The organism is Methylobacterium nodulans ORS 2060, assembly GCF_000022085.1.
In the GTDB taxonomy this organism is placed as follows: Bacteria; Pseudomonadota; Alphaproteobacteria; order Rhizobiales; family Beijerinckiaceae; genus Methylobacterium; species Methylobacterium nodulans.
The window spans coordinates 4,948,030-4,973,677 of record NC_011894.1; the positions used below are offsets into that span (position 1 = coordinate 4,948,030).

Annotated in this window: 24 protein-coding genes and 1 pseudogene; 8 read left to right on the plus strand and 17 right to left on the minus strand. The window is 66.0% G+C overall.

Going from position 1 to position 25,648, the window contains the following annotated elements:
- Nucleotides 1-60 precede the first annotated feature (60 nt).
- Together MNOD_RS47025 and MNOD_RS22940 are read right to left on the minus strand one after the other, a co-directional pair.
- Nucleotides 61-333, minus strand: coding sequence for a hypothetical protein (locus tag MNOD_RS47025; RefSeq protein WP_157091535.1), 273 nt, complete (start codon nucleotides 331-333; stop codon nucleotides 61-63).
- Between the two features lie 360 nt (nucleotides 334-693).
- On the minus strand, nucleotides 694-2,112 hold the full coding sequence (locus MNOD_RS22940) for a phosphatase PAP2 family protein (protein ID WP_015931351.1): 1,419 nt from the start codon (nucleotides 2,110-2,112) through the stop codon (nucleotides 694-696).
- A 48-nt stretch (nucleotides 2,113-2,160) separates the two neighbouring features.
- Here MNOD_RS22940 and MNOD_RS47030 point away from each other — a divergent pair, with 48 nt between their 5' ends.
- From MNOD_RS47030 to MNOD_RS22955, 4 genes are all read left to right on the plus strand, one after another.
- Entirely contained in the window at nucleotides 2,161-2,337 is a 177-nt protein-coding gene (locus MNOD_RS47030; RefSeq protein WP_157091536.1) for a hypothetical protein, read from the plus strand.
- Between the two features lie 82 nt (nucleotides 2,338-2,419).
- Nucleotides 2,420-2,863: a hypothetical protein gene (locus MNOD_RS22945; protein ID WP_244424552.1), complete on the plus strand. Its 444-nt coding sequence runs from the start codon at nucleotides 2,420-2,422 to the stop codon at nucleotides 2,861-2,863.
- Nucleotides 2,864-2,937: 74 nt separating this feature from the next.
- Nucleotides 2,938-3,549: a 5-formyltetrahydrofolate cyclo-ligase gene (locus tag MNOD_RS22950; protein ID WP_015931353.1), complete on the plus strand. Its 612-nt coding sequence runs from the start codon at nucleotides 2,938-2,940 to the stop codon at nucleotides 3,547-3,549.
- 522 nt (nucleotides 3,550-4,071) lie between these two features.
- On the plus strand, nucleotides 4,072-5,286 hold the full coding sequence (locus MNOD_RS22955) for an extracellular catalytic domain type 2 short-chain-length polyhydroxyalkanoate depolymerase (protein ID WP_015931354.1): 1,215 nt from the start codon (nucleotides 4,072-4,074) through the stop codon (nucleotides 5,284-5,286).
- 242 nt (nucleotides 5,287-5,528) lie between these two features.
- On the opposite strand, the gene MNOD_RS43845 is transcribed toward MNOD_RS22955, so the two are convergent.
- The 3 genes from MNOD_RS43845 to MNOD_RS22965 all read right to left on the minus strand — a co-directional run bounded on the left by MNOD_RS43845 (nucleotide 5,529) and on the right by MNOD_RS22965 (nucleotide 7,677).
- Nucleotides 5,529-5,828 carry a hypothetical protein gene (locus MNOD_RS43845; protein WP_015931355.1) on the minus strand — a complete coding sequence of 100 codons (300 nt, stop codon included), beginning with the start codon at nucleotides 5,826-5,828 and terminating at the stop codon, nucleotides 5,529-5,531.
- Between the two features lie 55 nt (nucleotides 5,829-5,883).
- Nucleotides 5,884-6,741, minus strand: a complete 858-nt coding sequence (locus MNOD_RS22960; protein ID WP_015927380.1) for an IS5-like element ISMno12 family transposase — start codon at nucleotides 6,739-6,741, stop codon at nucleotides 5,884-5,886.
- 543 nt (nucleotides 6,742-7,284) lie between these two features.
- A complete protein-coding gene (locus tag MNOD_RS22965; protein ID WP_157091537.1) occupies nucleotides 7,285-7,677 on the minus strand; it encodes a hypothetical protein in 393 nt (130 codons plus the stop codon).
- Between the two features lie 636 nt (nucleotides 7,678-8,313).
- Here MNOD_RS22965 and MNOD_RS22970 point away from each other — a divergent pair.
- From MNOD_RS22970 to atpC, 3 genes and pseudogenes are all read left to right on the plus strand, one after another.
- Nucleotides 8,314-9,411 (plus strand): AraC family transcriptional regulator, encoded by a 1,098-nt coding sequence (locus tag MNOD_RS22970; protein WP_015931357.1) that lies wholly within the window; start codon nucleotides 8,314-8,316, stop codon nucleotides 9,409-9,411.
- Between the two features lie 169 nt (nucleotides 9,412-9,580).
- A pseudogene (locus tag MNOD_RS50330) lies at nucleotides 9,581-9,685 on the plus strand (enoyl-ACP reductase FabI); the annotation flags it as partial.
- Nucleotides 9,686-9,779: 94 nt separating this feature from the next.
- Nucleotides 9,780-10,181, plus strand: coding sequence for an ATP synthase F1 subunit epsilon (gene atpC / locus MNOD_RS22975; RefSeq protein ID WP_015931358.1), 402 nt, complete (start codon nucleotides 9,780-9,782; stop codon nucleotides 10,179-10,181).
- 256 nt (nucleotides 10,182-10,437) lie between these two features.
- On the opposite strand, the gene MNOD_RS22980 is transcribed toward atpC, so the two are convergent.
- From MNOD_RS22980 to MNOD_RS23020, 9 genes are all read right to left on the minus strand, one after another.
- Nucleotides 10,438-11,124: a helix-turn-helix domain-containing protein gene (locus MNOD_RS22980; RefSeq protein ID WP_015931360.1), complete on the minus strand. Its 687-nt coding sequence runs from the start codon at nucleotides 11,122-11,124 to the stop codon at nucleotides 10,438-10,440.
- 371 nt (nucleotides 11,125-11,495) lie between these two features.
- A complete protein-coding gene (locus MNOD_RS22985) occupies nucleotides 11,496-12,233 on the minus strand; it encodes a 5-formyltetrahydrofolate cyclo-ligase (RefSeq protein WP_015931361.1) in 738 nt (245 codons plus the stop codon).
- A gap of 538 nt (nucleotides 12,234-12,771) precedes the next feature.
- Nucleotides 12,772-12,984 carry a hypothetical protein gene (locus MNOD_RS22990; RefSeq protein ID WP_015931362.1) on the minus strand — a complete coding sequence of 71 codons (213 nt, stop codon included), beginning with the start codon at nucleotides 12,982-12,984 and terminating at the stop codon, nucleotides 12,772-12,774.
- A gap of 109 nt (nucleotides 12,985-13,093) precedes the next feature.
- Complete coding sequence (locus tag MNOD_RS22995) at nucleotides 13,094-14,119, minus strand: NAD-dependent epimerase/dehydratase family protein (RefSeq protein ID WP_015931363.1); 1,026 nt, start codon at nucleotides 14,117-14,119, stop codon at nucleotides 13,094-13,096.
- 330 nt (nucleotides 14,120-14,449) lie between these two features.
- Nucleotides 14,450-17,245 carry an FkbM family methyltransferase gene (locus MNOD_RS42405; protein WP_015931364.1) on the minus strand — a complete coding sequence of 932 codons (2,796 nt, stop codon included), beginning with the start codon at nucleotides 17,243-17,245 and terminating at the stop codon, nucleotides 14,450-14,452.
- Nucleotides 17,242-18,486 carry a sulfotransferase family protein gene (locus tag MNOD_RS23005; protein WP_015931365.1) on the minus strand — a complete coding sequence of 415 codons (1,245 nt, stop codon included), beginning with the start codon at nucleotides 18,484-18,486 and terminating at the stop codon, nucleotides 17,242-17,244. The genes MNOD_RS42405 and MNOD_RS23005 overlap by 4 nt, the downstream gene beginning before the upstream one ends.
- Complete coding sequence (locus tag MNOD_RS23010; RefSeq protein ID WP_015931366.1) at nucleotides 18,486-19,088, minus strand: aspartyl/asparaginyl beta-hydroxylase domain-containing protein; 603 nt, start codon at nucleotides 19,086-19,088, stop codon at nucleotides 18,486-18,488. Before MNOD_RS23010 ends, MNOD_RS23005 begins: the two co-directional genes overlap by 1 nt.
- On the minus strand, nucleotides 19,070-19,561 hold the full coding sequence (locus MNOD_RS23015; protein WP_015931367.1) for a GNAT family N-acetyltransferase: 492 nt from the start codon (nucleotides 19,559-19,561) through the stop codon (nucleotides 19,070-19,072). The genes MNOD_RS23010 and MNOD_RS23015 overlap by 19 nt, the downstream gene beginning before the upstream one ends.
- A gap of 13 nt (nucleotides 19,562-19,574) precedes the next feature.
- On the minus strand, nucleotides 19,575-20,120 hold the full coding sequence (locus MNOD_RS23020; RefSeq protein ID WP_015931368.1) for a phage tail protein: 546 nt from the start codon (nucleotides 20,118-20,120) through the stop codon (nucleotides 19,575-19,577).
- Between the two features lie 1,895 nt (nucleotides 20,121-22,015).
- Between MNOD_RS23020 and MNOD_RS49315 the strand changes: the two genes are divergently transcribed.
- Nucleotides 22,016-22,771 (plus strand): Hint domain-containing protein, encoded by a 756-nt coding sequence (locus tag MNOD_RS49315; RefSeq protein WP_244424553.1) that lies wholly within the window; start codon nucleotides 22,016-22,018, stop codon nucleotides 22,769-22,771.
- Here the strand turns inward: MNOD_RS49315 and MNOD_RS23030 are convergent.
- The 3 genes from MNOD_RS23030 to MNOD_RS23040 all read right to left on the minus strand — a co-directional run bounded on the left by MNOD_RS23030 (nucleotide 22,691) and on the right by MNOD_RS23040 (nucleotide 25,588).
- On the minus strand, nucleotides 22,691-23,398 hold the full coding sequence (locus MNOD_RS23030; protein WP_015931370.1) for a hypothetical protein: 708 nt from the start codon (nucleotides 23,396-23,398) through the stop codon (nucleotides 22,691-22,693). The genes MNOD_RS49315 and MNOD_RS23030 overlap by 81 nt on opposite strands.
- A gap of 289 nt (nucleotides 23,399-23,687) precedes the next feature.
- Nucleotides 23,688-24,791 (minus strand): cytochrome-c peroxidase, encoded by a 1,104-nt coding sequence (locus tag MNOD_RS23035; RefSeq protein WP_015931371.1) that lies wholly within the window; start codon nucleotides 24,789-24,791, stop codon nucleotides 23,688-23,690.
- Nucleotides 24,788-25,588, minus strand: coding sequence for a type 2 periplasmic-binding domain-containing protein (locus tag MNOD_RS23040; protein ID WP_015931372.1), 801 nt, complete (start codon nucleotides 25,586-25,588; stop codon nucleotides 24,788-24,790). Before MNOD_RS23040 ends, MNOD_RS23035 begins: the two co-directional genes overlap by 4 nt.
- Nucleotides 25,589-25,648: the final 60 nt, after the last annotated feature.

The window sequence follows — 25,648 nt, forward strand, 5'->3', positions numbered from 1 at the left end:
GAAAGCGGATAAGAAATGAAAGATGGTCTTTTGTCCGCTCCGGCAGAAAGCTCGCACAGTTTAGATCGAACTCTGACCGCTTTCGCTCTGGGCGGGGTATGTTTTATCTTGTTGATTTGCTGTGGGGAGCATCCCTTTGGCGCTTGTTTGGCTGACATTGGCTCGGCAGGAGTAGAAGCTTCCAAGATCTCCTTGCAGAATTTCGCTCGTAACCTTGAGCAAATTCAACGCTTCGTGCCCCCTGATCACTCGGGCTTTCCCAAGACGCATAATCAGGCCGATTGCGAGGTGCGTCATTGCATCGAGGCGATCAGTCGTCGAACTTACTCTCATGATCATCTCCTACAAATGTTAATTACGTCATATGTTAATCCTATGCCAGCCGTTTCGATTCGATTAGCAGAACTTGACAAAACTATGGCTAGGTCATCAAGGGCGCCGGTCGTACCTGGGGCGACATACGGGAAGTGCGCCTTGCGGAGCCGTGTCCGGGCGATTTCCGGACAATCGATATCGAGACCGGGTTTCCGCACAGGGGATGCGAGCGTCTGAGCTGCCGCGCACGGCTCGGCCCATATGTTCGGAGAGAGGTCGTTTCCGAACGCTTCACAAGCGAGGGTGCGGACGGCTGCTATAGCTAAGCCCGCCCCCAGGTCCCTGGATGGATTGTCCTCGGATGGATTGCGCCATGCGTCAGCGAGCGGATTGTCTGAGCGCCTGCTTCCTGGCCTCCAGCGCCGCCGCCCGGCCCGCAGCAGCATAGAGATTCAGGCGGGAATAGACGCCGAAGGCCGAGCCATCGTCCAGGAAGCCGCCGCCCGGCCCCTGTGTCTCGGTGAGAATGGCATTGGCCTCCGCCAGGCTCAGCGATGGGAAGGCTGCCGTCAGCAGGTAGCCCGCCTCGGGGGCGAGTTGGCCAACCTCCTCGACCCTGTTCGCGGTCTGCGGGTGCACCACCGGCAGGCCGTAGGTTTGGGTGGCGCTGTACAGGGCCTCGTTGGCGGCAGCGTCCCGGAACCGGCCCGTATCGGTTGCCGCACAGGCTGCGACCGTGTCGCCACACCCGGCCTGGAGGAAGGCGGTCAGGTCGGCCCGGGCCGCATCCAGGGCTGCCCGGTAGTCGGTGATGGCGACCGCTGCATTCGTGGCCCGGCTCATCTCGTTGATCACGGCCGGGTTCTTGCGGACCTGGCCCACATAGGCCGGATCGTTGGCCAACAGGTGCGCGACCGCGTGCAGAGCCACGGTCCGCCCACCGAGGACGTCCATGGCGTAATGCGCGCCGACAATGATCCGATTGTTGCCGTACTCGGCGGCGCGCGCGATCATCTGCTGATAGCGGTCCGGCACCAGGATCGCGAGGACCAGGGCCTCGGTGTAACCGTATGTGGTGTGACCGCTCGGGTAGGAGGGGCTGTCCGTCAGATCCTGATTCGGCCCCCGGAGCCAGTCCAGGCTGTGGGACGCCCGGCCAAAGTAATCGGTGCCCCTGTACGCATAGAGGTACGGCAGGGTCTGAAACGGCCGCGAGTTGCCGTAGGCATCGGCGCCCTGGCTGCCGGCCGGACGGTCATATGCTTTGCCGAACACGTCAGGTATGCCGCCGCGCGCCGTGAAGATGGCCGTCGCGGTCTCCGAGACCGGCGTCTTGCCGTTGATCGTGCCGTTTCCGAAGAAGAACTTTCCTGAATTCGAGTCGGATTTGGCGACGTTGTTGGTGTATCCGAGAAGATCTGCGACCGACTGGGCGACGTTCGTGAAGGTCTTGTAGTCCGTATAGCGGGCCTTAGCCTGGTAGATGTCGCCGAGCCTGCTGCCGAGCCCGTCGGCCAGTTCCGTCGCATTGCCGTCGGTGATGAAACAGTCGCGGAGCGCAAGCTGCTGCTGTTCGGCGAATGGCAGCAGGAGGGGCAGCTTGAGGGTGCCGGACTGGATGTCGCCGGTCACGGTCAGGTTGGCGCTCAGCGCCGCCCGGCCTTCGGCGGCTTGAGGCAGCACGCTGACCGGCGCCAATCCCTGCAGGGCGGTGATGTTCGTGCCGGATTGCGCTTCGGCCTGGAGGGGAATCAGGGTGCAAAGAACCGCGACCCCGTAGATCATCGCCTTGCGCATGGTCTTAAGCCTCGTTCTGTCACTGCCCGCGCCAAAAGACGATGGGCGTTGCCGGATGTCCAGAACCTGAGCCGTCCGGAAGCCGCCGGTCTACAGGCCGGAACCGGCCGCGAGGCAAGAAACGGCAATCAGGTTGCTGAAGCGGTCCGGGCGCGGATCGACTGGAAGCACCTGCTCGCGCTGGAGCTGATCGATCCCGGCTTCGGCCGCGATCTCAAGAATTGAGCGACGTACCATTCCGTATACAAACGGGATCACTCAAACAGACGACCCGCCGTGTGTGTACATATTTCGCATGGATGCTACCATGAGCCCGCCGCACGCCGACAGCGCCAAGCCCGTGAAGCTTGATGTGGCGCTGGTGTTGGAGCTGCGCCTGTCGGCGAGGTGGGAGCTTCCGCTCAGGATGGCGAGGTATCCGCACATGAGCACACATCCGGGTCGATCTGCGGACGAGTGGGCTGGGATCATCGCTGAAGCCTATGCTGCCGAGACGCGGCCGCCTCTGACGCGGCATCTCCGGGAGGAGGTGCGCGTCATCGTCGCCGAGGCCCTCAGGGAAGCGGAGGCGGCCGACAGCCCGGACGCCGAGTGGTGCGAGCGCGTGAACTTGGTTCTGGATCGCAGCGAGATGTCCCTCCATGCTGCCGTCGGGCCTCGCCTGGCCGCCATCGACGATGCCGCCGGCAGTGCCGTGATGGTGCACCGTTCGGAGGCTGGACGCCCGCTGCGTCCCTTCGGGGGGCAGTAGGCCGGCCGTGCGGTGCATCGGTACGGTCGGTCGGCATTGTGAGGGATCAGCACAGGACGAGCGGGAGCGGGTCCATGAGTGACGTGTCCAAGATCTCTGGCGCCGACACGGGGCTGCCGAATGCCGATGCGGATTGGCCGAGGGTCCGCGACTGGCGCAAGGAGACGCGCGCCAGGCTGATCGAGCGGCGCCTCGGCATCTCCGCCCAGGATCGCGCGGCCTGGAGCCAGAGAATCGACCGAGCGCTTGGTGCCGCGCTGGAGCCCTACGCCGGCAGGCTGATTGGCTTCTACTGGCCGTTTCGCGGCGAGTACGACCCGCGAACCCTTCTCTCATCGATGCAGGACCGGGGCACACGGCTTGCGCTGCCGGTGATCGTGGAACGGGGGCAGCCGCTCGTGTTTCGCGAGTGGTCACCGGGCAGCTTGATGACGCAAGGGGTCTGGAAGATCCCGATGCCGGAATCCGGCGCGGCGGTTTTTCCCGACCTGCTGGTCGTCCCCTTGGTCGGCTTTGACGAGCGGAGTTACCGGCTCGGCTATGGCGGCGGCTTCTACGATCGCACGATCGCCGCGATGCCGGCCAGGCCGCGCACCATCGGCGTCGGCTTCGAGTTCGGGCGTCTGGAGACGATCTACCCGCAGCCGCACGATATTCCCCTGGAGACGATCATCACCGAACGGTGATGAAAACTCCGACGCGTGGGCGCCTCGGGCCAGCGTACGGGCGATCCCGTCGCACGCGTGGCCCGTCTGTCCGGATCAATGGAACGGCTGCTTTTCACAACCACGACAGTGCACGACCGGATCCGCCCGTCCAGAATACCGGAACACGCATCCGAAAGCGCCAGCGCTCTTGGAGCGGCCGAGCGCAAGGGGAGCGATGTCAAACTGCGTCATTCATGTTATGGCTCGCCTCTGCGGGACGCCCTGTCCCAGAGGACTCGGGGATGGCAAGCGTGAACACACTTTGTAAGTCCGTACGGCGTTGCTCTCAGCAAACCCATGGCCTCCCGAAAGAAGAAGATTCCATAAAGTAAAATTCGCGAAAACTGCCCTGTGCTCGATGGGGTGCGGGTCTGATTGGATTGCGCGTCGGCCAGTTCGTCGTGGCAATTGCGGGTACGCTCTGACATTGCAGAGCTGAGTACGAGGATCGGATCCGGTCGGAGCAATCACCAGGACCCTACGGCGAAAACGGATTGTCCCATGACGCCACCTTCGAACCGCTTGCGCCTCTCCCACCTTGCCGCCGCCTTGTGCATATCGGCGACCGCCGCCATGGCAGACGACGGCCGTGGGCTGAAGCGGGGCGGAGACGCAAACCAGGTCAGCATCTCGGGCTTATCGTCGGGGGCCGCCATGGCAGTCCAGTACGCCGTGGCTCACTCCGGCTCGGTCACTGCCGTGGGCACCGTCGCCGGGCCGCAATGGGGGTGCGCCGAAGGGAGCGTATCGCGCGCCGTCAACGATTGCATGTGTGGCCGGAGCGCGCTCGCTCCGACGATCGACACCGCACGCCAATTGGCCGCCGACGGCGCGATCGACAGCCTCGTGTCCGGCAAACCTCGTTCGTTGAGGCAGTCCTGGGTGTTTCAAAGCCCAGCGGACGAGACGGTGACGTCGCGGTCGGGCGAGGCGAACGCAGCCTTCCTCGCCGCCTTCGTTGGCACCACCCCCGAGGTGGACCGAGGCAATGCCGAGGACGGAAGCGACCGGGCTGGTCACGGCATCATCGCGCCCGGCTCCGGCAACGACGCATGCACCTTCGACGGCACCGAGTCGAGCTTCATCCGGCGCTGCGGCACCGAAGACAATGCGGGCAAAATGCTGCACGCGCTCTTCGGTCAAAGCTCTCCCTACGATCCCGCCCAGCGGGCTGCGGATGTTCCTGAATCAGAGCTGTGGACTTTCGATCAGCAGCATATTATCAATCGGATCAAGTCCAGCGGCACATCCGTGGCGAACGACTACTACAACTTCTTTTTATTCGGATGGCCGGCCAGCAGCGGCCGCAGGCGGAACCTCGACATGGCGCGCACGGGATACATCTACGTCCCGCCCTCCTGCCGCCCGGCCGGGAGTGCCTGCCGGGTGCATGTGGCGCTCCACGGCTGCAAGCAGGACGCCAGGACATTCGCGCTGAAGGCGGGCTACAACAATTGGGCAGAGCGCTACAAAGCCATCATCGTCTACCCGGCGATCGCGCCAGGCGAGCTCGTCCCCGGTGCGGTGTGCCGCTCGCCGGCCCTCGACGCCTCGCTCGATGCCGCCTGGATCGAACCCAATCCCAACGGCTGCTGGGACTGGTGGGGCTATCTCGACACCTCGTCCAACAAGGGCCGCTATCTCACCAAAGAGGCACCGCAGATTCAGGTGCTTGAAGGCATTATTGCCGAGTTGACCACGCCATCCACGAATTGAGGTGGCGCTGTCAGGATGAAGAATCTCGGCAGCCCTTGGAGCGCTCACCGCTGAAGTGGACACCGGTTCGGCGCAAGGGAGCGCGTCACATCAACGCTTGAGAGCCGCCGACCGGTCGGGCACGGCTCTAGTGCTGCCTCTCTCCACCGAGCTGAGATCGAAACAGCCGCGGCCGGCCATTCTGATACACAGTTGCAGAAGGGACGCCTTTGGCGTCCCTTCGTGAAGACTTGTCGAAGATGTCAGTAGCCGTCGTAGTAGTAAGGCCCAGGGCCATAGTACCCATACGCCGGAGCCGGGTAGTAGTAGCGGGGCGCCTGAGAGGCGGCGATCGCGCCGCCGATGATCCCCAGGGCTGCGCCGGCAGCAAGGGCGCCGCCGACTCCCGGGCCGCGGCGATATCCGTGGTGACGATAGCCGCCACGGTACGCATAGCCACCGTGATACCCCCCACGATAGCCGGGACGCGCCTCGGCTGCTGGGGCAACGAGCAGGGAGCCCGCGAAGGTAGCGGCGACAGCCGAGAGAACCAACTTCCTCATGATCTTCCCCGAATGCTGCATTCACACGCCGATCTAAGAGTCCGTTGGGAAAGGGTCATTTCATAGTGATTGACGCGAGAAGCCGAGTTATAGAGGCGAAAAGCATAGCCGCCGCCGAGATGTGAAGCAGCGTATCGTAATCCAGCTTGAGACGGCGCGACACCGTGAGAGCGCCGATGCTTTGCTCAATCCGCCATCGTTTCGGCAGAAGCACAAAGCCCTTCCCAAATTGCGGCCGTACGACCACTTCCACGACACGGCTCGTGCCAGCCTGAACCGCCTCAATGAAACGGGCCTTGTACCCACCGTCCACCACGATTGTCTTGATCCAGGGACAGAGACGAACCAAGCGCTTGACGAGCGGGATCCCGCCCTCTTGATCCTGAACGTTGGCCGGAGTGATCATCACCGCAAGCAGGCGTCCGTCGCTGTCGACCGCCAGATGCCGCTTGCGCCCCAGCACTTGTTTCGCCGCATCGTACCCGCGCTCGCCTTGCGGGGCGTCACACTTCACCGCCTGGGCATCCACAATCGCCAGCGTTGGACTGGCTTCTTTCCCGGACTTCTCACGATCCCTCATCACGAGATGATGGTTGATCCGGTCCATGTGGCCGCCATCGGTGAGCAACCGCCAGTAATCGTAGCAGAGACTGGCGGGCGGCAGATCCTTTGGCATGGCATCCCAGGGAATGCCGTACCGCTGCACGTAGCGGATGCCGTTCATGATGTCCCGAATAGGATAGGTCCGGGGCCGCCCGATCCCCTCCGCGACAGGAAGCAGTGGCTCCAGGGTGAGCCACTCGTCGTTCGTCATATCACTCGGGTATCTCTGGCTGCGACGATCATAGCGCGGCCGATTTGCAGCGGTCCAGACCAAGGAGGGGCCATTCATCCATTCGAGACGAGCAGACATGCTCTATCATCCCGCATTTTCTCTTGGCCACCCTTTCCCAACGGACTCTAAGAACGGCGCCGATGAATCAACCCTGAACCGCTCCGCTTCCGCCGGTACGGCACGAGAAACCATCTGGCTGCCGCCAGCGGAGAGATTCAGGTTTTATTAAAGTACTTTGAGGGGAAACCCTCGGGTTGAATGCAGTCCAGAAGCAGATTGCGAACATTGTTCTGCATACGGGCAAGACAACTCGCTCCGATTCGGCCCTGCGTCACGAATGGACCTTCGACAGCCGCGCTGGGAATGTCCACTCGTCACGCGGGAGCAGACTTCTACAATGGCAGCAAGATCGTGCCAGGCGATAAGTTCTCCCGATCGGCAGGTATCGGCAGGTAAGGAAAACGACCGGAAACCGGATACCGGACCCTGTCGGGTCTGGGTGTTCGAAATTCAAGAAATCCGAGGAGCGACAGCATCATGTTCCCGGCGTGCCATGACCAGGAGCCCGGGCACGCCGGCAGAAATTTCTTTCAGCAACCAAAACATGACGGATGCTGTATTTTATTTTTCGGCATCGTTAAAAACCTTATCATTTGCGTCCTTGAGTCTGTTTCTTTCTTCTTCGATCATTCTGATATAGGCTTCTTCAATTATCTGATCGGCAAGCCCCTGCTGATCTTCTAGAAGATTTTGCAGGGTATCGCTACCCTCAAGCTTCTTGCGCTGTTTGATACATTCGCTCCCCCAGCGATCAATGGCATCGATCGCCTCCTCATAAGCGTCGCCCAATTGCTGATTGGTGTGAGGCCCTTCTCCGAAGAGCTGCGTCGCGATGAGTTTGGTGATTTCCTCAATCTTCTCTTCCCAAATCATCTCCTTGTTCTCACGCATCTCTGCTACCCTGTATTTCCAATATAGATCGTGGCTGGCAGCCGTCGAAGGCAAGCGCAGCACTCACCCGATCCGCAGGGCCTGCCCGAGGGACAGGTACACTGGCCCACAACTTGCGCCCTGCTTGACCCGACCCGGCACGCATTTAATAACGATTCGGACGCGTGCGTTTGTTCCATGTCGCAGCACCGGAGCTGTATCACGCGCGAGGTCCGATGTAGCTCACACGGGGCGGTGAAGTTGTGTCCCGAGCAATGGAGCAGCGCGACGGTCGCGAGAACGCTTGCGCCCGCCTCCACTCCGATGCGCCTGCTATGATTGCGCGCTGGCGCGATTCGAAACGGAGATCGGTGATCGAGCCGTAGAACGGCAACCCGGCACCGGAGAGGATTGAGGCCGAGAGGGCCCTCATCCAGCGCCAGCGTCCCCTAACGCCGGATGGCGATGATCAGGAAGAGCGACGTTTCCAACCGCCTGCCACGGTTCCATCAAGCCTGGTTGGACGGTCCCGGCTTAGATCGCCAACTTGCAGAACCGGATACTGATTGCAGGCAATTTACCTTCACTCGATAGGAATTTGCACCCTCGAAAACGAACAATGAATAATATCTATGTACTCAAATGAAAAACTTGAGTTGCAAATGTGGAGAAATCATGATCTAAGCAGCGGCGCAGATCAATAACACTGGAGGCAGACACATGTCCTCCTTTGTCTTGTCGGGTTGCAATCGATCTCTGAGCGCCACGGCAGGCGCCGAAGAGCTGCGCGAGCTCGCGCACGGACCCCCCATTGATTTCTTGCACATCAACGCAGTTCAGGCGATCTGCAGCGTCCTCATAGATTTTGGCATCGATCCAAACCGGCTGTTCGAGCAGGACGGAATCAGTACGTTGTTCCTCGACGGCACCGAAGTGATCTCATTCGCGTCGCTCGGCCGCCTGACGGCTCTTGGTGCCCATTGCAGCCAATGCCCCCACTTCGGACTTCTCGTCGGTCAGCGCACCACCCTCGCTTCGCTCGGCCTCCTCGGGGTGCTGATGCGAAACTCGGAGACGATCGGCGATGCCCTGCGCGCGCTGGAGGCTCACCACGGCCTCATGAACCGCGGAGCGGTGGTCGGAGTGTCGATCGACAGCACCTTGGCGATCGTCAGCTACTCTCTCTATCAGCCCGATGCAGAAGGCGTGGCCCTTCACTGCGAGAGAGCCCTTGCGGCCATGACCAACGTCCTCCGGGCCTTCTGCGGCGCGGATTGGGCTCCCGACGAGGTGCTGCTGCCGCGCTCGCAGCCCCCCGACACGACCCCCTACAGAGACTTCTTCCATGCCCACATCCGGTTCGAGGAGGAGATCGCGGCCCTGGTTTTCCCGGCCCGGCTCCTGAAGCACCCCATCGAGGGCGCGAATCCGGTCGCGCGGAAGGTGGTGGAGCGGCGCATCCAGCAGCTTGAGGCCGTCATTCCGGCCGACGTGACAGACGAGCTTCGGCGCCGCCTGCGCGCCACGATGACCCAGAAGCCGCTCAGCGCGCAGCAGGTCGCGCGCATGATGGCGATCCATCGCCGCACGCTGAGCCGCCGGCTGAAGTCCGAAGGCACGAGCTTCAGGCTGGTTGCCAACGAGACGCGGCTTGGCATCGCGAAGCAGTTGTTGGCCGACACCACCCTGAGCCTGGCGCAGATCTCGGCCACACTGGAATTCTCGGAGCCGGCCGCATTCACGCACGCCTTCCGGCGCTGGACCGGCACAACGCCGAGCGCTTGGCGGAAGGAAAATCAGGCACAGGAAAAATCTTAGATCCTGACGAAGACGCACGACGTCTGATCGTCCGATCTTCGGAATTTTTATAGCGCGACCAGGTCCACGTGCTCGCGGAAATCGACGTTCACGAAGTAGTCGATTTCCTTGTCGCTGAATCCGCGCTTCGGACCGAAGAAGCGGAGTAGCGCGACTGCTCGCCGATGCGATCGACGATGTCGGTCTCACCGCAGCGTTCCTGACGACGCCCTACGCCGCCCGCCTCACGGGCATGACCGTCTCCATGGACGGCGGCCTCAGCATCATGGCCTGACCGACTCTCAGTCTTTGATGTATTGTCTGTCCGGACGGAGAACCGGTCCCCACTTCTCCTGGACAGACTCCAGGCCGCATCCGGAGCATCAGGCATGGCCGGTCTCTTCGCCGAACTCGTCTCCCCCGAGCGCATCGTCTTTGCGGGCGAGGTGCGGTCCGTGCTGCTGCCGGGCGTCGAGGGGGACATGACGGTGCTTCCGGGCCATGCTCCCCTGGTGACGATGCTCCATGCCGGTCTCGTCTTCGCCACCGACGCTGCGGGCACCGGGCGCCGCGCCGTCGTGCGCGGTGGCCTCGTCGAGGTGACCGGAACCCGGGTGACCATCCTGGCCGAGCGCGTCCTGCCGGTCGAGGAGCTGACCCGCGACCAGATCGACGAGGAAATCCTTTACTTCCAGATGGAACGGGACGGCACCGCGAATCCGGAGAGGCGGGCGCAGTGCGAGGTCTCGATCGGCCGGCTGGAAGAGTTCAAGGCCAACCTCAGGCTGTGAGGCTGTCCTCTGCGGCCTGCTGCGGCGGGTCGTCGGGCGCCTCGGCGAGCCTGCTCTGGTCGCTGTCGTGCATCGCTATGGCCGGCCTCGCCAGTGGGGATGGGTATCCAGACTCTCGGCAATCAACATGACCTTTGCCAGGATCCAGGAATTGATGAAGGCAAAGCCATAGCAATCATAGTTGATGCCATGTCGCGACAGCACGAGAGACTCGTGCAGCGACCCTCCGACGCGGCCCCGACCCGTGCGCTGCCGGTCAGTCACGCAGGAGCTGGCGGATCGCAGCATGGCAGAGCCGGATCCGCCGGGCGCCCGCCCGAAGGAGCGCACCGTCAGCCTCCAACTGGCTCACCGCACGCGACACCGTCTCGATGGTCAGCCCGAGATAATCGGCGATGTCGCGGCGCGTCATGGGCAGGTCGAACCATCCCGCCTCACCGGACCGCCGCTCGATCTCCGCCAGGAACGCGGCAACGCGCTCCAGGGCCGACCGGCGCCCGAGCAGAAGAACATGGGCCTGCCGGTGCTCCAGCTGACGCAGCGCGATGGACCATAATTCGCAAGCCAACTGGACGTCGTGATGCGCGGCCGCCTCGAACTGGCGTCGCGGATAGACCATCACCGTCGTCTCGATGATCGCCTCGGCCGATTGACCATAGACCGCATGCACCTCCAGGCCGAAGATATCGCCCAGAAGATGGAAAGCACTGATCTGCCTGCGGCCGTCGCTCAGGACATTGTAGCTGCGGACTGCGCCGCAGATGACCTGGTATACGCAAGCCGCCTCTTCGCCCTCTCCGTAGATTTCCTGCCTGCGTCCGTAGGTGGAGAGTGTGCTGACGAGCTCCGACGACGTCGTCAGCATCGGCAGATCGTGCCTGCGGCCGGCAACCGGGCCGCCTGGGGCAGGCAGCAGCTGGGAGTGTGACGCGGCGATCGCCATGAGCGTCCTCCTCGCAAGGCCGGACAAGGAAGCCCGCGCCTTTGCCGACGCAGACAACCTGCGCCCCCGACCCTGACGGGCGATTCAACCGTCGCCTGCATTCATGGTCTTCGGAGTGTCGCTTCTTCGCCTTTATCCATCAGCGCACCGCTACAGTACCTATCCCGGACGCGTCAAATAGTCAAGCATATCGAAAAGCCACACGGCGTATCCTCTTGATTGTGCTCAGCACAATCGAACGCCTTCGCGGGCACTCGGTGCGGGCGGTCTCGGCCGCGCCCCTGAGGAAGGCCCAGCGCCAGCCTCGCGGTACGCCGCGGAAGCGGCGCCCGAAATCGTGGGTTACGCGATGCCTGTCGCCGCGTTCCGGTTCAGCGACGTCCTTCAGTTACGATGACGTCCATTGGCATGTCATGCGCCTGTGGGTAGATCGTGGCGACACGAGCAAGCTCGAAGCCAACGCCGATGGCCAGCGGTTTCGTCGGCATGGCCGCAATGGTCCGGTCATAGAACCCGCCGCCATAGCCGAGCCGATAACCGGCTGGATCAAAGCCGACCAATGGCGCAATCAGCACCTCGGGGATCACAGCCTCACCCTCCGAGGGGATGGGAATGTTCCACACTCCGCGGCTCATGGGCATTCCGGGCCACCACTCCCGAAACTGGAGTGGATGCGCCTTTTCGACCACGACCGGCAGGGCGAGCCGGGTCCCCTGATCGCGCAGAGACATCAGGAGCGGCCTTGCATCGTATTCACCCTTGAACGGCCAATAGAAGCCGATCAGCTTGTCCCGGCTGGCGGCGAGCGCCGTCTTCAAACCCTGGCTGATTCTTTCGCTCCAGTCCGCACGCATCTGGGATGGGATGCGCATGCGCTGATCGATGAGACGGACACGTGTCTCCTTCCGCCACTGCCGCACACTCGGCCAATCGAGTCCCGGGCTCGGAGGTGCTGCAGGACTCGACGATTTCCCTTCACCGGACAGGCCAAGATAATTCTGGTCAAGTTCATGCATGAAGCAGGGTGGTGAGCTGTACTCGCCGAATTCGGAGTGCTCCCCCGCGGCTGACTCCAACCTCTTGTCCGATTCGCAGCCGGAACCACCCATCGCTCGACTCTCCCCTGTTCAGAGGCCGCACACGCGGTCGTCGAGCGTGAACAGCGCCCTGGCATCGATCAGACGGCCGCCGGCAAGGGTGCCGCCCGTGCGCGACCGGCAGACTATCTCATCGCATCCTGCGCTGCGACGAAAACGGGTTGAAGCGCTGGAATCCCGGTCCCTGCCATTCGCCCTCGATGGCGGGGCAAGGGGGGATCAGATGATCCCGGTTTCCGGGAGCGGCTGACCGTCGACGAGCCGTTGCCACCCGAGCCGGGTGAGGTCGACGGTCTGTAGCGGCCAGTGAGCAGCAACTCGGCCAGCCGCTGCCCATGAACTCACCCATGGCGGAGGAGGACTGCGCGATGCCGCGCCCTGAAGGACGGCCGGTCCGGGTGGCTACCCTCCGAGCCGCCTGCTGCCCTCTCCCGCAATTGTCCTGTGGATGGGCGGAACCTGTCCTGCGTTCAGGATTGCGCCGCGGTCCCGGAGATCAACGCCGGGATATCTCGGTCTCCGCGAATGATCGGGCCTGACCTGACCGCTGTCACCATGGATGCACCGGACCTTCCGACTTGGCGGTGCCCAGGATGCAGAGCGAAATCCCAATCACCCCCACCAGCGTCCCGACAGCCGAGTGGTGGGTGTAAGACCAGTAATATCCCGGACCACCCACGGCCATGCCGGCGAGCGTGAGGAGCGCGCCTTTGCCCGGTGCGAGCGGAGGGGTGTCTGCAGGCAGCGAGGACCTCTCGACCATGACTGATCTCCATCCGATCGCTTACCCTTAATCTAGCAGAAATCGTGATGCTGTTGAATGGCGCATACGAGGTATCAATTGACGGACATGCACGGCTCGTCGGTGCCGATCAAGAAGCAGAGCCGGTCTTGCGTCCGACCAGGATCGGATCGGGGCGCTGGGCCGTCCCGCCGGTGAGCCAAGCCACTGCCAGGGACAGGGCCTCGTCGATCGGCCTCGACCTGTATCCGAGTTCCGTCCGAGCCTTGCCATCGTCGATCGGGGCGGATCGCAGCGCGAGGCGCACGCCCTCTCGCGTCGCCGGCGGGCTGTTTCGCGAGAGGTGGTCGGCGATCCACTCGGAGACGGTCGCGAGCATCATCGCGACGCCCCCCGGCAGCGCGAAGGACGGCATCGGCCGGCCCGACAGGCGCTCCAGCCTGGACAGGAGCAGCCGCAGCCGTACGTTCTCGCCACCAAGGACATATCGCTGTCCGGGACGACCGTGCTCGCCCGCGAGGCGGATCCCCTCCGCGACATCGCGGACGTCGACGAGGTTGAGCGTGCAGTCGAGGAAAACAGGCGCCTGCCCGCTCAGGAACAGAGACAGCATCGCCGCGGGTGGCGTCATGTTCCAGTCGCACGGGCCGATGGGGACGGTGGGGCTCGCGATGACGATGCTGCGTCCCGCCTGCGCTGCGGCGAGCGCGGCCCGCTCGGCCAGGCATTTCGACCGCGTGTAGGGACCAGACATCCGCTCGAGAGGCGGGAGGTCGTCGCCGCGCACCGGGCCGTCCTCCCGAGAATCGGTGAGCAGCACGGCCTCGGTCGAGCAATGGACCACCCGGGAGGCGTCGGGAGCAGCAGCCACGACGCGCTCCGTGCCCAGCGCGTTGACGCGGGCGAAGGCATCCCTGTCAGCGGCCCACAGATGCGCGATGCCGGCCAGATGATAGATGCGGTCGATACCGCGCATCGCAGCCGAAAGGCAGGTTTCGTCCAGAATGGAGCCGCGGCGGTAGTCGACAGAGGCCGGAAGCCCGCGAGGATCGCCGCAATCGAGCACGCGCACGGCGCGCCCGGCGGCGAGCAGCCTTTCGACGAGATGGCGGCCGATGAAGCCGCATCCGCCCGTGACCAGATCGATGGAGGTCATCGGCAGCCTCGGCAGATCGATGCTACTCTAGCACCTCCGCGCGATTGGACATTGACCGTGATTAAGGGGCCTGTCCGCCGTGCCGGGTAGTCAGCCGACGCCGAACCCACAACCGGGGCAATCCCCGGAGAGTTGCACAGCGCTATCGCCGCCCGTCGGCCCGGTTGAGCGCTCGTCTCACACGATGCCGTTGAACGAAGCCGAAACGGCGTTCCTCGTGGCGAGCGACCGGGCTCAGGCGATGAAGGTCCAGATCGCCTTTAGACGTCCCGATCGGCATTGGCCTTGGGAGGCACCGGGCCGACCACCCGGCGCCCCCTGTGTCCGGCATCACGTCCAGAAGGGCGGGCCAGGACGGAACCGGGACTCCGCACGCACGAGAAGGCCGTCGATCTGCAACAGCGATCCGTCCCGGTAGCGGTGCTCCTCAACGATGTCGAAGAGCACGAATCCCATGGCGGTGAGATCGCTCAGCACCGCGGCAACCAGCGGGGCGCCCCGGTTGTAGTCCAGGAGCGAAAGCTCCATCAGGATGACCTCCACCTCCGCGAGCCGGTCGCCCAGCCCGCGCAGCACCTCGACCTCGGCCCCCTGCACATCGAGCTTGATCAAGCCGAAAGGGCGGCCGTGATCTGCCAGGACGTCCGCGAGCCGGCGCTGAGGCACGCGCCGCTCCTCCATGGGGAAGTCGGCGTTCTCCCGGAACTTCGAGGACCCGGTCTTGACGAGGTCCGGACGGGCCTCCGTGTCGACGACGAAGAACGAGGCCGCCTCCGTCTCCCGGTCGCCCAGAAGAGCGATCGCGTGGCTGGCATTGCCGATCTCGCGGCAGACCGCTTCGAGGACCGGTCCCTTCTCGGCAAGGGCATCCACCATCAGGATGTGGGCCTCGGAAAAAATCCGGCGCAGGCCCCGCGCGAAGTGACCATCATAGGCGCCCGCATCGATGATGCCGGAGGGCGAAAAGCCGCGATCCCGCAGGCGCGCGAGCGCCTCGAACACGCCGGCGCGCGGGGTAGGCGCCAGGCTGCCCGGGACGAGAGCCCGTTCGCGGGCGATGTCGTCGAGGAGACGCCGCCACTCGGCCGTGCGGACGGGCCAGTCATAGGCCATCCGCGCTTCCTGCTGCTGCGCGGCGGCGAGGGACGGCTGTCCGCCCCACGGATTCGCGATCTCGTCACGCAGCACGGCCGCGAACCGGTCCGCATGCGCGTCCGGATCCGGCTCGAAAGGATAGATTCTTCCGAACCGGCCGACGGTCTCCGGGAGCGCCCCGAGATCCGGGCAGACCACCCGGCAGCCTGCCGCCAGCGCCTCGATGGCCGAGAGGCAGGAGGTCTCGGCGAAGGTGCTCGGATAGGCGAGCATGTCGATCCCGCGCAGCGCCGCCCGCAGGTCCGGATTCGGCACGATGCCGTGGTAATGGACATTCGGCAGCGCTGTCGCCCGGGCGAACAGGGCCTGATAGGGCGCGTCGTCGAAGGCGGGGCCGTAGAGCCGATGGGATGACCAGATGTGCAGCTCGGCATCCGCCGGCCGCAGCCTGTCCCAGGCATCGAGGAGGACCGAGAGGCCGCGGAAGGGCGTGCTGGTATAGGCGAGCCGCAGCGGTCTGCGCATCGTCCAGACCCGATCCGCGGCGGGCATCTCGGTGGCGTTGCGCAGGACGATGCAGCGCTCCGGCGGCAGCGCGAAGGCCGCGACGAACCGCGCCTGCTGCCACTCGGACACGAAGACGAACCGATCGACCCGCCCCATCTTCGCGCGGTCACGCAGCCACTGCACGGCCTGCTGGTCGATATCGTGATGAATCCACAGCACCAGCGGGCGGCCGTCGAGCCGCGCCTCGTCGAAGAGGTTGATGCAGAGCTGCACCGCGTCGAGGGCGTCGCCCATGCGGCTGCGCAGGCCCTCCACCATCAGTTCGGTGCCGGCCTGTGGGCGCGCTGGAGTCCAGTCCGAGCGGACGCTCGCGCGCCCGATGGTCAGCGGCGCGAGCGGGGCGGGCTCGGCCGGACGAGGCGACGCGCCCGCGAGCTTGTCGAAGGCGAAACGCGCATTGGCGGTAATCCGGGCACGGTAGCCTTCGGGCAGTCGCTCTTCAGCCAGGAGCTTGAGGCAGGCATCCAGACAGTCACGGTAGCGGCCGGCCCAATAGGCGTTGACGGCATATTCGTCGAGCAGGCCATAGGCGTAGATCCACCCCTCGACGAAGAGGCCGCCGGGCGGGGGCTCGATGCCGAGCGCCGGTTCAGCCAAGGCGCAACCCTGCGCGAAGCGCTCGCGCAGCCGGCAGAACCGGCTCGCCGCATGCGCCGCCTCGGCGCGGGACGGGCAGGCCGCGCTCGCCCGCCGATATGTCTCAAGGATCGTCTCGGGATCGCGGCCGAGCGCCTCCATCAGCTGGCCGGCCTGATAGAGGCTGAAAAACACCTCCTGGTCCCAGAACCCGAGCTCCGCCCGCCGCAGATAGGCCACGACGGCCTCCTCCCGCGCGCCGCAATCGCGGTAGCTCTGAGCGAGGTAGAAGGTGTAGCGGGCGATCAGAAACGGATCCGCCTCGGTGGCGAGCGCCCGTTCGAGGATTTCCGCGTCGCGCCGGTAGGTGCCGGGGTCGCGGCGACGTGCGCCGTCGTGGTTGCGGCGCATGACGAGGGGCAGGTGGCCGCTGCTCGACGCCTCCGGGCAGGTCAGGAACTCGTGCAGCACCCCGGCATAGCGCCAGGGCAAGGCGGCGCGCACGACTTGCGTGCGCTGATAGGCGATCGGCCCATCCTGGATGTCGAGGGCGTAGGAATCCGCATCGAGCGCCGGCATCGCAAAGCCGGGCGCAGGCAGGATCTCGTCGTCGGCGTCGATGATCAGCGTATAGTCGCCGTGCGGGCGCGCGAAGGCGAGCGCCTCGCTCCGGTTGTGCCCGAAATCCCGCCAGGGGCGCTCGATCAGCCTGCCGGGCAGGCCCGCCATCGCCTCGCGCACGAGGTCCTGCGTGCCGTCGGTCGAGCCCGTATCGACGACGATCCAGTGATCGATCAGCGGCCGCACGGAGGCGAGGCTGCGCCGGATCACCGGCGCCTCGTTCCGCACGATCATGGAGAGGCAGATGGTCTGTCCGGCCGGGGTCACGGAGAATTGCCTTGCGTTGCTTCCCCTTCTGCAGCGGCGGCCCGCGCGGCGTCGAGAGCTGCGATGACTGGCCCGGCGATCGTCTCCACCGCCTCGCGCCAGGGTGCCGCCTCCCGGCGCTTGGCGTCGCCGTCCGGCCGGAACGCGGTGTCCGGTGCCTTGGCGTCCCGGCCCGCCGCCGCCCGCATCGCGGCAAGGATCGCCGGGCCGGGACGGAGGCCGAAATGCGCGGGCACCCGGTCGAAGAGCGCCTCCGGCAGGTCGTCGTAGCGCAGCACGAGGCCGCGGCCGGGTGCGCGGGAGAGGCCGTCGAGGGCGGCTCGGCCGAGGGCTGCCATCACGTGCAGCTGGTAGAGTTCGGGCGGCAGGGTGTGGACCTCCGCGGGGGTGAGCCCGAGCGCCTCGGGCGGGATCTGGCCCGGCTGGGTGTCGGCGCCGCCCCGGCGGCGCTGCGAGGCCAGGATCTCCAATGGGTCCCGATAGAGGAAGAGCCAGGGCACGGCAGGAAAGACGCGCTGGATGCGGTCGAGCGCCAGCACGTCGGCCGCCATGAACTTGACGACGACCCGCCTCTCCTCGGGACAGCGCGGCCCGGCGAGCGCGTTGAGAATGCCCGCGAGCCATGCATCGGCCCGCGCCGGCTCCACCCTCCCGAAGCTTTCCGCCTCAAGGGCGCCCCGCAGGGGCCCCGGCTCCGAGAGCACGCGCGAACCCGCATCCGCCGCCAGGGTCTGGGCGCAGAGCGTCGAGCCGCAGCGGGCCATGTGGAAGATGAAGCCCGCGACCGGCAGGCCGGGCGGGCGGTCCGCGAGGGCATCGGCGCGGGTGCGCTGCTGGAAGGCGGCGTTGAAGGGATGGCCGATCGCCATCGCAATGGTCTGGAAGAAGAAGGGATCGGTGAAGCGGCGCTCGCCCAGGTGACACCAGTCGAGGGTGAGCGTCCCGTCCGCCCAGCCGGTGCGGAACGGCGTCCAGCCGGCGAGCGCGCGCGGAGAGAGGGCCTCGATCGGGCCGGGCTCGCCCGACCGCGCGAGCGGCGCGGTCTGCATCAGCCAGCCGTGGCGGTTGCCCGCCATCGCCGCCTCGACCTCGGAGGGCGCCACAGTGAAGCCATGGCGTGCGGCCGCGGCGACTGCCGCTGCCACGAAGGCGTCGCGGTCGAGGATCGGCCGCAGCTCGGCCGCGAGGGCGGAAGCCTCCCCCACATGGCGGACGAAATCCGCGAAATCGCCTCCGGCCATCACGCCGCCTCGGCCCGGGCGGCGGCAAAGAGTGCCGCAAGCCAGGAATCGACCCGCGCGTCGATGACGAGGTGCACACGGGCCTCGCTTCCCTCGTTGCGCACGCTGTGCGGGTCGGACAGGCGCAGGTACCACGCAGAGCCCGGCTCCATCACCACCCGGAGCCCGTTGAGCCGGAAATCCACGCCCGGGTTGGTGACGAGCGGCACATGGAGGCGCACCGCCCCATCCTCGAAGGAGAGGTCGTGGTCCCTGTGTTCCCGGATCACCGAGCCCGGCCCCAGCCGCATCAGCCGCACGGCTTCGAGCGGGCAAGGGAGGCGCGAGAGAGCCGCCCGAATTGCCGGGCAGGCGGCGAGGAAGGGCGTGTCGGCGAAGTCCCGGCAGGCGGGATCGGCGTGGATCATCATCGCCGGGTGGGTGGCGTGGGCTGGCGCGCGCAGCGGGATCACGTCCCAGTCGCCGTCGTAGTTCCGCGTGACGAAGTGGCGGATCCAGGGCTCCCGGCCCAACGCTGCGCACTCGGCCGCCATGGCCTCGGCGTCGAAGCGCAGGGGCAGACGCATCCGGTCGGGAAAGGGGGTCAGGGAGCGGGCGTCCATGCGAGGTCGAGGGCGAGGTCGGAGGAGGCCACGGCCCGAAAGCCGAGGCGGGCATAGAGGCGGCGCGCTCCCGCATTCTGCGCCGCCACGCTCAAGCGGACCGGCAGGCCGGCGGCGCGGGCCTCTGCCAGAATGTCTTCGAGAAGGCGGGTGCCGAGCCCGCGCCCGCGCCATTCCGGCAGGAGCGCGAGATCGACGATCGTGAGCGCTGCGACATCCCGGTCGGTGACGATCCGCCCGACCGGCCTGCCGCTGCACTCCACGATCTCGAACCGCCCCTGCGGGTGCCGCGCCCGGTAGGTCGCGGTCTGCCCCGCGAAGCTCTGGCGCAGCAGCAGGTCGCGCAACGGCGGGTCGAGCGCGGCGAGCGGCCCGCCCTGCGCCACGGCGAACAGCGTAAGCAGGAACGGCGCGTCGTCGGGACCCTCGGACCGCCGGAGCAGAATATCCGCCGGCCCGTCCGGCCGATCCATTGCGGGGCAGCCGTCAATTCCGGGACGGGTAGATACCCTCGAGCGCGATGATGTAGTTCAGCGCCAGTGTTGGCTGGAGGTTGTTGTGCGGCTGCGAGCCGCCGGCGACTCCGATCGTCGCAGGAGCAAGCGTCACGGGCTCGGTCGGATTGCCGGAGGTGTATCCGTTCACGGCAGTGGCCGGCCGTACGGCTGTGATAGGCTTTGCCAGGTTCGCGCCATTCGGCGAGTCGACGGTCCCGGCAGCAGCGTCCGCCGCAACGGAATGCGTGTGGGCCGGCATCTGCGACGCGATCAGCGTGACAGTCTCCGAACCCGTGATCTGGCCAAGCGAATAGGGCGACAGGCCGGGTCCTTGGCCGGCGCTGACCGGCACGCGCCCGCGCAGATCCGGCAGGGCAAAGGTTGTTTGTCCGTTGCCGCCATAGGTCGTCCCGAGAATCGAAAACAGCGCGGTGTTCTGTGCGATGCTGAGGATTTGTCCGTTGCAGAACGCCCATCCCCGCGGTGCGAAGTTTCCGGCGAAGAGGATGATTTCACCAATGAACGGCTCAGACATATGGACCCCCTCGACTCATGTACTTGTCACGAGTTCAGCCATGACAAATATATTTGATGATTCTGCCAAACAACGATGCGCCGCCTTCATTTAGCCAAATTGCTGCATCCTGTCCACCGGAAATCGCTGCCGCGCCTGACCAAGGCGTAGCGCGGTGCAGCATGAATCCAACGCCAAATCCTGCCGAGATGAGAGCCTGAAACTCATGTGCACGGAATGATGTGACTTTTTTGCATCGATTCAAAATTCTCGATCCGCAAGGAGAGGCGACGGGTTCTCAAAGCAAAGTCAAGTCGGTAGTACTGCAGGTACCCTACGGGCAGCCTGGACGGGCATTGCGCGCGAATTGATCTCGCTGCCGCTACACCTTGTGCCTGTCGGCCCGTCGACTGCGCAACTCTGCGTCCAGGAGTCATGCCGTGGCCAACGGAACGATTACCGTCACAGGTTCATTTTCTGTTCCACTCGTCAGCGGATATACCGCGCCAGGAGTTGTTTATCTCTACAATACGACCAGCGGCGGGTTTTCGGCAGGTAATTATCTCGGAACTACACAATATGTTTACCGTCCAACGGATCCGGATAACGCCACAACCGCCTTTTTCTCGCTCACGACGACGTTGCCCGTCGGCTCTAGCTACCAGTTAACGGCGGTTCTGGAAGCGGTGAGTGGATCTCCACCAGCGACCGCTTTGACGAGTGCGAGCGTCAATAACTCGAACGGGACGGACGCCATTACGACGGCGTTCACCCAGAACGCGGGCACCGACATCGCCAATGCCGTCGCAAACAAGTACTCCACCATTCTGTACAATGGCGTGGACGTGACGGGATCCCCTGGCCCGACAGGTCCGGCTGGCCCGGCTGGGGCGACCGGTGCTGCGGGTGCTACCGGGGCAACCGGTCCAGCTGGCGCTACGGGTGCGACTGGCGCAGACGGAGCGGCCGGGGCGACCGGCGCCACGGGTGCAACCGGTGCTGCCGGCGCGACCGGGGCGACGGGTCCGGCTGGCGCCACGGGTGCGACCGGCGCAGACGGAGCAACCGGCGCGACCGGTGCAGATGGAGCAACCGGAGCGACCGGTGCAACCGGCGTCACGGGTCCGGCTGGCGCGACAGGCGCCGCGGGTGCGACTGGTGCTACAGGCCCGACGGGCGCTGCGGGTGTGACCGGCCCGACCGGTGCTGCGGGTGCGACCGGGGCAACCGGTTCAGCTGGCGCTACAGGTGCGACCGGCGCGGCTGGCGCTACAGGTGCGACCGGCGCTGTGGGTGCTACTGGGGCGACGGGCCCGGCCGGGGCAGATGGAGCAACCGGAGCGACCGGTCCGGCTGGCGCGACCGGGGCAACGGGCGCTGCGGGTGCAACCGGCGCGACGGGCCCGGCCGGGGCAGATGGAGCAACCGGAGCGACCGGTCCGGCTGGTGCGACAGGCGCCGCGGGTGCGACTGGTGCTACAGGCCCGACGGGCGCTGCGGGTGTGACCGGCCCGACCGGTGCTGCGGGTGCGACCGGGGCAACCGGTTCGGCTGGCGCCACAGGTGCGACCGGCGCAGATGGAGCAACCGGCGCGACCGGTGCAGAGGGAGCAACCGGAGCGACCGGTCCGGCTGGCGCGACAGGCGCCGCGGGTGCGACTGGTGCTACAGGCCCGACGGGCGCTGCGGGTGTGACCGGCCCGACCGGTGCTGCGGGTGCGACCGGGGCAACCGGTTCAGCTGGCGCTACAGGTGCGACCGGCGCGGCTGGCGCTACAGGTGCGACCGGCGCTGTGGGTGCTACTGGGGCGACGGGCCCGGCCGGCGCAGAGGGAGCAACCGGAGCGACCGGTCCGGCTGGCGCGACAGGCGCCGCGGGTGCGACTGGTGCTACAGGCCCGACCGGTGCTGCGGGTGTGACCGGGGCGACCGGTCCGGCTGGCGCCACGGGCGCGACCGGCGCCACCGGACCGATTGGTCCAACGGGCGCCACCGGAGCCACCGGAACCGTCGATTGCTTCGTTGTCGGGACCCGTCTGCTTACCCCGCAGGGCGAGCGGCTCATCGAGGATCTCGCGGTCGGCGATCTCGTCACCACGGCGGACGGCGCGCCGCGGCCGATCATCTGGATCGGGCGCCGCCGTGTCCGGATCGACACCCATCCGCAAGCCGATCTGGTGCGGCCGGTCTGGATCCAGGCCGAAGCCGTGGCGCCCGGGATCCCGCAGCGCGACATGGTGCTGTCGCCGGGCCACGGCGTGTTCTTCGACGGTCACCTGATCCCGATCGGCTGCCTCGTGAACGGGCAGACGATCCGCACCGTGCCCTGCGCGGAGGTGGAGTACATGCATGTCGAGCTCGACCTGCATGACATCGTGCTGGCCGAAGGTCTCCCCTGCGAGAGCTACCTGGAGTCCGGTCGCCGGTCCGACTTCGCCGATCAGGGCGGGGTGACGACCCTGCATCCGACGTTCATGCCGCTGAATTACGAGGCGGCGTGCGCGCCCTTCGCCATCGCAGGTCCTGCCCTGGACGCCGCCCGGGCGCAGATCGAGGCACGCGCCGTCGCCTGCGAGGCGGAAGCGGAGGCCCTACCAGCACGCGACGGGGAGCGGGCGGACCAGCGCGTCGAGGAAGTGCACGAGCGGAACCTTCCGCTCGTGGCCCGATAGGTCGATCGGCTCGGCGTCCACCGCGCCCATGAACTGGGCGCGGTAGGCTGCCGAGTCGAAGACCCGCGAGGGATCGAGGTCGCGGGTGGCGCCGAGCCGAAGAAGATGCGCGAAAGGATCGCGGTTGGCCCCGATCTCATGCCCGTGCCGATCAAGATAGAACCGGATGTCAAACAGTGCGTTCGGCGCGAATCGCTGCGAGCGGCGATGATCGAGATAATGTTTCAGGCAACCGCAATCGGGCGGGATCGCGTAGATCTGCCGATACCAGGCCGGATTGAAATAGGCGATCGGTCGGAAGCCAGCCGCTTCGCCAATAGCGATGTAGTGGGCAAGGGGGTTGACGTCGGGCCTGCCCGCAAGATAGCGGCCACGATACCAGCATGGGTCGAAGCACAGGTTAGGACGGCGTCCTTCGCGCCAGCCGTACCGGCAGAAATGCTCGACAGGATCGACCCCCGCCTTCAGGACGTCCTGCCCCTCCATAAAATAGTAATTGACGTCGACAAGTCCTGATTCCCTTATTAGATCAAACTCAATGTTTATCTCGTTGTAATGTGTTTTGAGCCAGTTCTCATATTTAAAATATAGATTTTTTTTTATTTCGTAAATACGATGAGTTCGCATTTTTAGAAGGGATTATGCATGCGCCATATATCTTTCGTGCGGCATAGTACGGTCTCGCACCGAATAGGTCAATTCGGTTTCTTTGGGTTAGACAGCCCGAACGTCTTATGATGCCCGTCGCTGGCGGACGTCCGAACAAGATCGAGGCGTGACGGCGGCAGGACGACGAGAGCCAACCTCCCACAGCCGTGGGATGGCTTACGCGCCAGGAATTTGCCCTGACGTTCGCGGCTCGCGCAGGTGCCGGGCGTTCAGGCGCCCTTCTCCGGTGCGAGATGGCTCACGCTGGTCAGAGCGTCCTGAGGAAGGCGACCAAGGCCGCCTTCTCGTCGCGGGTCAGACCGAGCGGCCGTATCAGCGGCGAGAGCCGCGCGGCGTCCGCGTGGAGCGGGCGGGCGGCCTCGGCGGCGTTGCGGGCCCAGACCTCGCCACCGCCCCGGTCGTAGAGATTGACGACTCCCGCCAGCGTCGCGAACAGCCCGGCATGGCCGTAAGGCGCGGTGTCGCGCAGGTGGCGCAGGCTCGGCGTGCGGAAGCGGCCGGCATCCTCCGGCCGGCCAGTGACCTCGAAACGGCCGAGATCCTGCGCGGGCTCGCCGAAGGACGAGAGCTTCAGGTTGTGGAAGCGCTCATCCGTGAGCAGCGGGCCGAAATGGCAGTTGGCGCAACGCGCCTTGGTGCGGAACAGGTGGAGGCCCGCGATTGCCCGGTCGGACAAGGCCGCAAGGTCCCCGGCGGCGAAGCGGTCGAAGCGGGTCGGCCTGTCGAGCCCGGCCAGGTAGGCGAGAAGCGCGGCCGAGAGCGTGTCCGCCGAGAGGCCTGCGGCCGGGAAGGCATCGGTGAACCTCGCCGCATAGCCGGCATCGGCCGCGAGCCGCCCGAGGATCGGTTCGAGCGAGGGATTCCCCATCTCGTCCGGATCGGTGAGCGGCGCCAGCACCTGCCAGACGAGGGATTGTCGCCGGCCGTCCCAGCCCCATTGGCTGCGCGCCGCAGCGGTTTGAAGGCCGGGCGGATTGCGGCGGCCGAGCCGATCCCGATGGCCTCGCGCCTTCGGCGCCGGAATGCTCCAGCCATGCGCCGGGTCGTGACAGCCGGCGCAGGCGAGGTGCTGGTCGGCGGAGAGGACCGGATCATGAAACAGCCGCGCGCCGAGCGCGGCGCGCCGCTGCCCGGTGCGGTCGGGCACCGGGGGCAGGACCCGCGCACCGAGTTCCACGAACGCCACCCCGGCCTCGATCCAGGGCGCGGGCCAGTTCTCCGGAGGTCCGGAATAGGCCCGGCGCAGGTCGGCGGCGACCTCCGGCCCCTGCCCGCCGGATGGCAGCACGCCGACCATGATCGCAGCGGCGAGGCTGAATGCGGCCCACCGGAGGCTGCAGGTGCACCTCAATGGCAATCTCCGGCGACCTGATCGCGGTAGACCTCGAACGCGACGGTCGACGCCCAGCGCACCCGGCGCTCGCGCCAGGCTCCTGAGCCCGACACGGCTGAAGCTGCCCGTCGCAAGGCCGCACCGGTGCCGGTGGGCGCCGGAACGATCGCAAGCACCGTCGGCTCGACCGGCGGCAGGGTGGCCGAGAACTTGGTCCAGGCGCGGGAGGTGAACAGCTCGTCGAGGAGCACCCTGTCGTGAATGGCGGCGTCGCATTCGCCGGAACGCACCCGCATCAGGGCAGGGGCAGGTGCCCGCACGACGGCGACCTTGGCGCCGAAGCTGCGGGCGATGCGCTGGCCGGAGACATTCGCCTCCGAGGCGCAGACCGTGCGGCCTGCGAGGTCCTCCCAGCGCCGGATCGTGGTGTCGGAACGCATGGCGACGCTGAGGCCCGAGCGATAGCCGAGCGGCACGGCGTCGCCGGAGGCAAGGCGCGAATCGTCCGGCTTCAGGCGAACGAAGACGCCGTCGACCGAGCCGGTCTCGGATGCCGCGGCGCCGTCCAGGACCACGACGAGACGCACCGGTATGCCGAGCGTCTCGCCGAGAAGACGGGCGAGGTCGGGCTCGAACCCCTCCTCGTAGTAGATCCGCCCGTCCGGCGCGTCCGGTGGCGGAACATAGGCGGCGCCGAGGGTGAGGCGTTTCCCGTCGGCACTGGCCTGGGCTCCCGCCGGCCCTGCCGCCGACACGGCGCTCGGCGTCAGACACGCCAGGAGGGTGCCGATCAGGCAACGGGCGATGCTCGTCATGGGGTTTCTCGCGCCTCCTCTCCGGCTGGAGCGGCCTACATCGCCATCTGGCAGAAGGCG

Bases quoted from the DNA above. Each gene is read 5' to 3' on its own strand.
- MNOD_RS22990 (WP_015931362.1), bottom strand. From the start codon at position 12,984: ATGGTCGAGAGGTCCTCGCTGCCTGCAGACACCCCTCCGCTCGCACCG.
- MNOD_RS22950 (WP_015931353.1), top strand. From the start codon at position 2,938: ATGAGTGACGTGTCCAAGATCTCTGGCGCCGACACGGGGCTGCCGAAT.
- MNOD_RS22995 (WP_015931363.1), bottom strand. From the start codon at position 14,119: ATGACCTCCATCGATCTGGTCACGGGCGGATGCGGCTTCATCGGCCGC.
- MNOD_RS22985 (WP_015931361.1), bottom strand. From the start codon at position 12,233: ATGGGTGGTTCCGGCTGCGAATCGGACAAGAGGTTGGAGTCAGCCGCG.
- MNOD_RS22980 (WP_015931360.1), bottom strand. From the start codon at position 11,124: ATGGCGATCGCCGCGTCACACTCCCAGCTGCTGCCTGCCCCAGGCGGC.
- atpC (WP_015931358.1), top strand. From the start codon at position 9,780: ATGGCCGGTCTCTTCGCCGAACTCGTCTCCCCCGAGCGCATCGTCTTT.
- MNOD_RS47025 (WP_157091535.1), bottom strand. From the start codon at position 333: ATGAGAGTAAGTTCGACGACTGATCGCCTCGATGCAATGACGCACCTC.
- MNOD_RS43845 (WP_015931355.1), bottom strand. From the start codon at position 5,828: ATGAGGAAGTTGGTTCTCTCGGCTGTCGCCGCTACCTTCGCGGGCTCC.
- MNOD_RS23030 (WP_015931370.1), bottom strand. From the start codon at position 23,398: ATGCGAACTCATCGTATTTACGAAATAAAAAAAAATCTATATTTTAAA.
- MNOD_RS22960 (WP_015927380.1), bottom strand. From the start codon at position 6,741: ATGTCTGCTCGTCTCGAATGGATGAATGGCCCCTCCTTGGTCTGGACC.
- MNOD_RS23005 (WP_015931365.1), bottom strand. From the start codon at position 18,486: ATGGCCGGAGGCGATTTCGCGGATTTCGTCCGCCATGTGGGGGAGGCT.
- MNOD_RS23015 (WP_015931367.1), bottom strand. From the start codon at position 19,561: ATGGATCGGCCGGACGGGCCGGCGGATATTCTGCTCCGGCGGTCCGAG.
- MNOD_RS23020 (WP_015931368.1), bottom strand. From the start codon at position 20,120: ATGTCTGAGCCGTTCATTGGTGAAATCATCCTCTTCGCCGGAAACTTC.
- MNOD_RS22955 (WP_015931354.1), top strand. From the start codon at position 4,072: ATGACGCCACCTTCGAACCGCTTGCGCCTCTCCCACCTTGCCGCCGCC.
- MNOD_RS22940 (WP_015931351.1), bottom strand. From the start codon at position 2,112: ATGCGCAAGGCGATGATCTACGGGGTCGCGGTTCTTTGCACCCTGATT.
- MNOD_RS22945 (WP_244424552.1), top strand. From the start codon at position 2,420: ATGAGCCCGCCGCACGCCGACAGCGCCAAGCCCGTGAAGCTTGATGTG.
- MNOD_RS23010 (WP_015931366.1), bottom strand. From the start codon at position 19,088: ATGGACGCCCGCTCCCTGACCCCCTTTCCCGACCGGATGCGTCTGCCC.
- MNOD_RS22970 (WP_015931357.1), top strand. From the start codon at position 8,314: ATGTCCTCCTTTGTCTTGTCGGGTTGCAATCGATCTCTGAGCGCCACG.
- MNOD_RS23040 (WP_015931372.1), bottom strand. From the start codon at position 25,588: ATGACGAGCATCGCCCGTTGCCTGATCGGCACCCTCCTGGCGTGTCTG.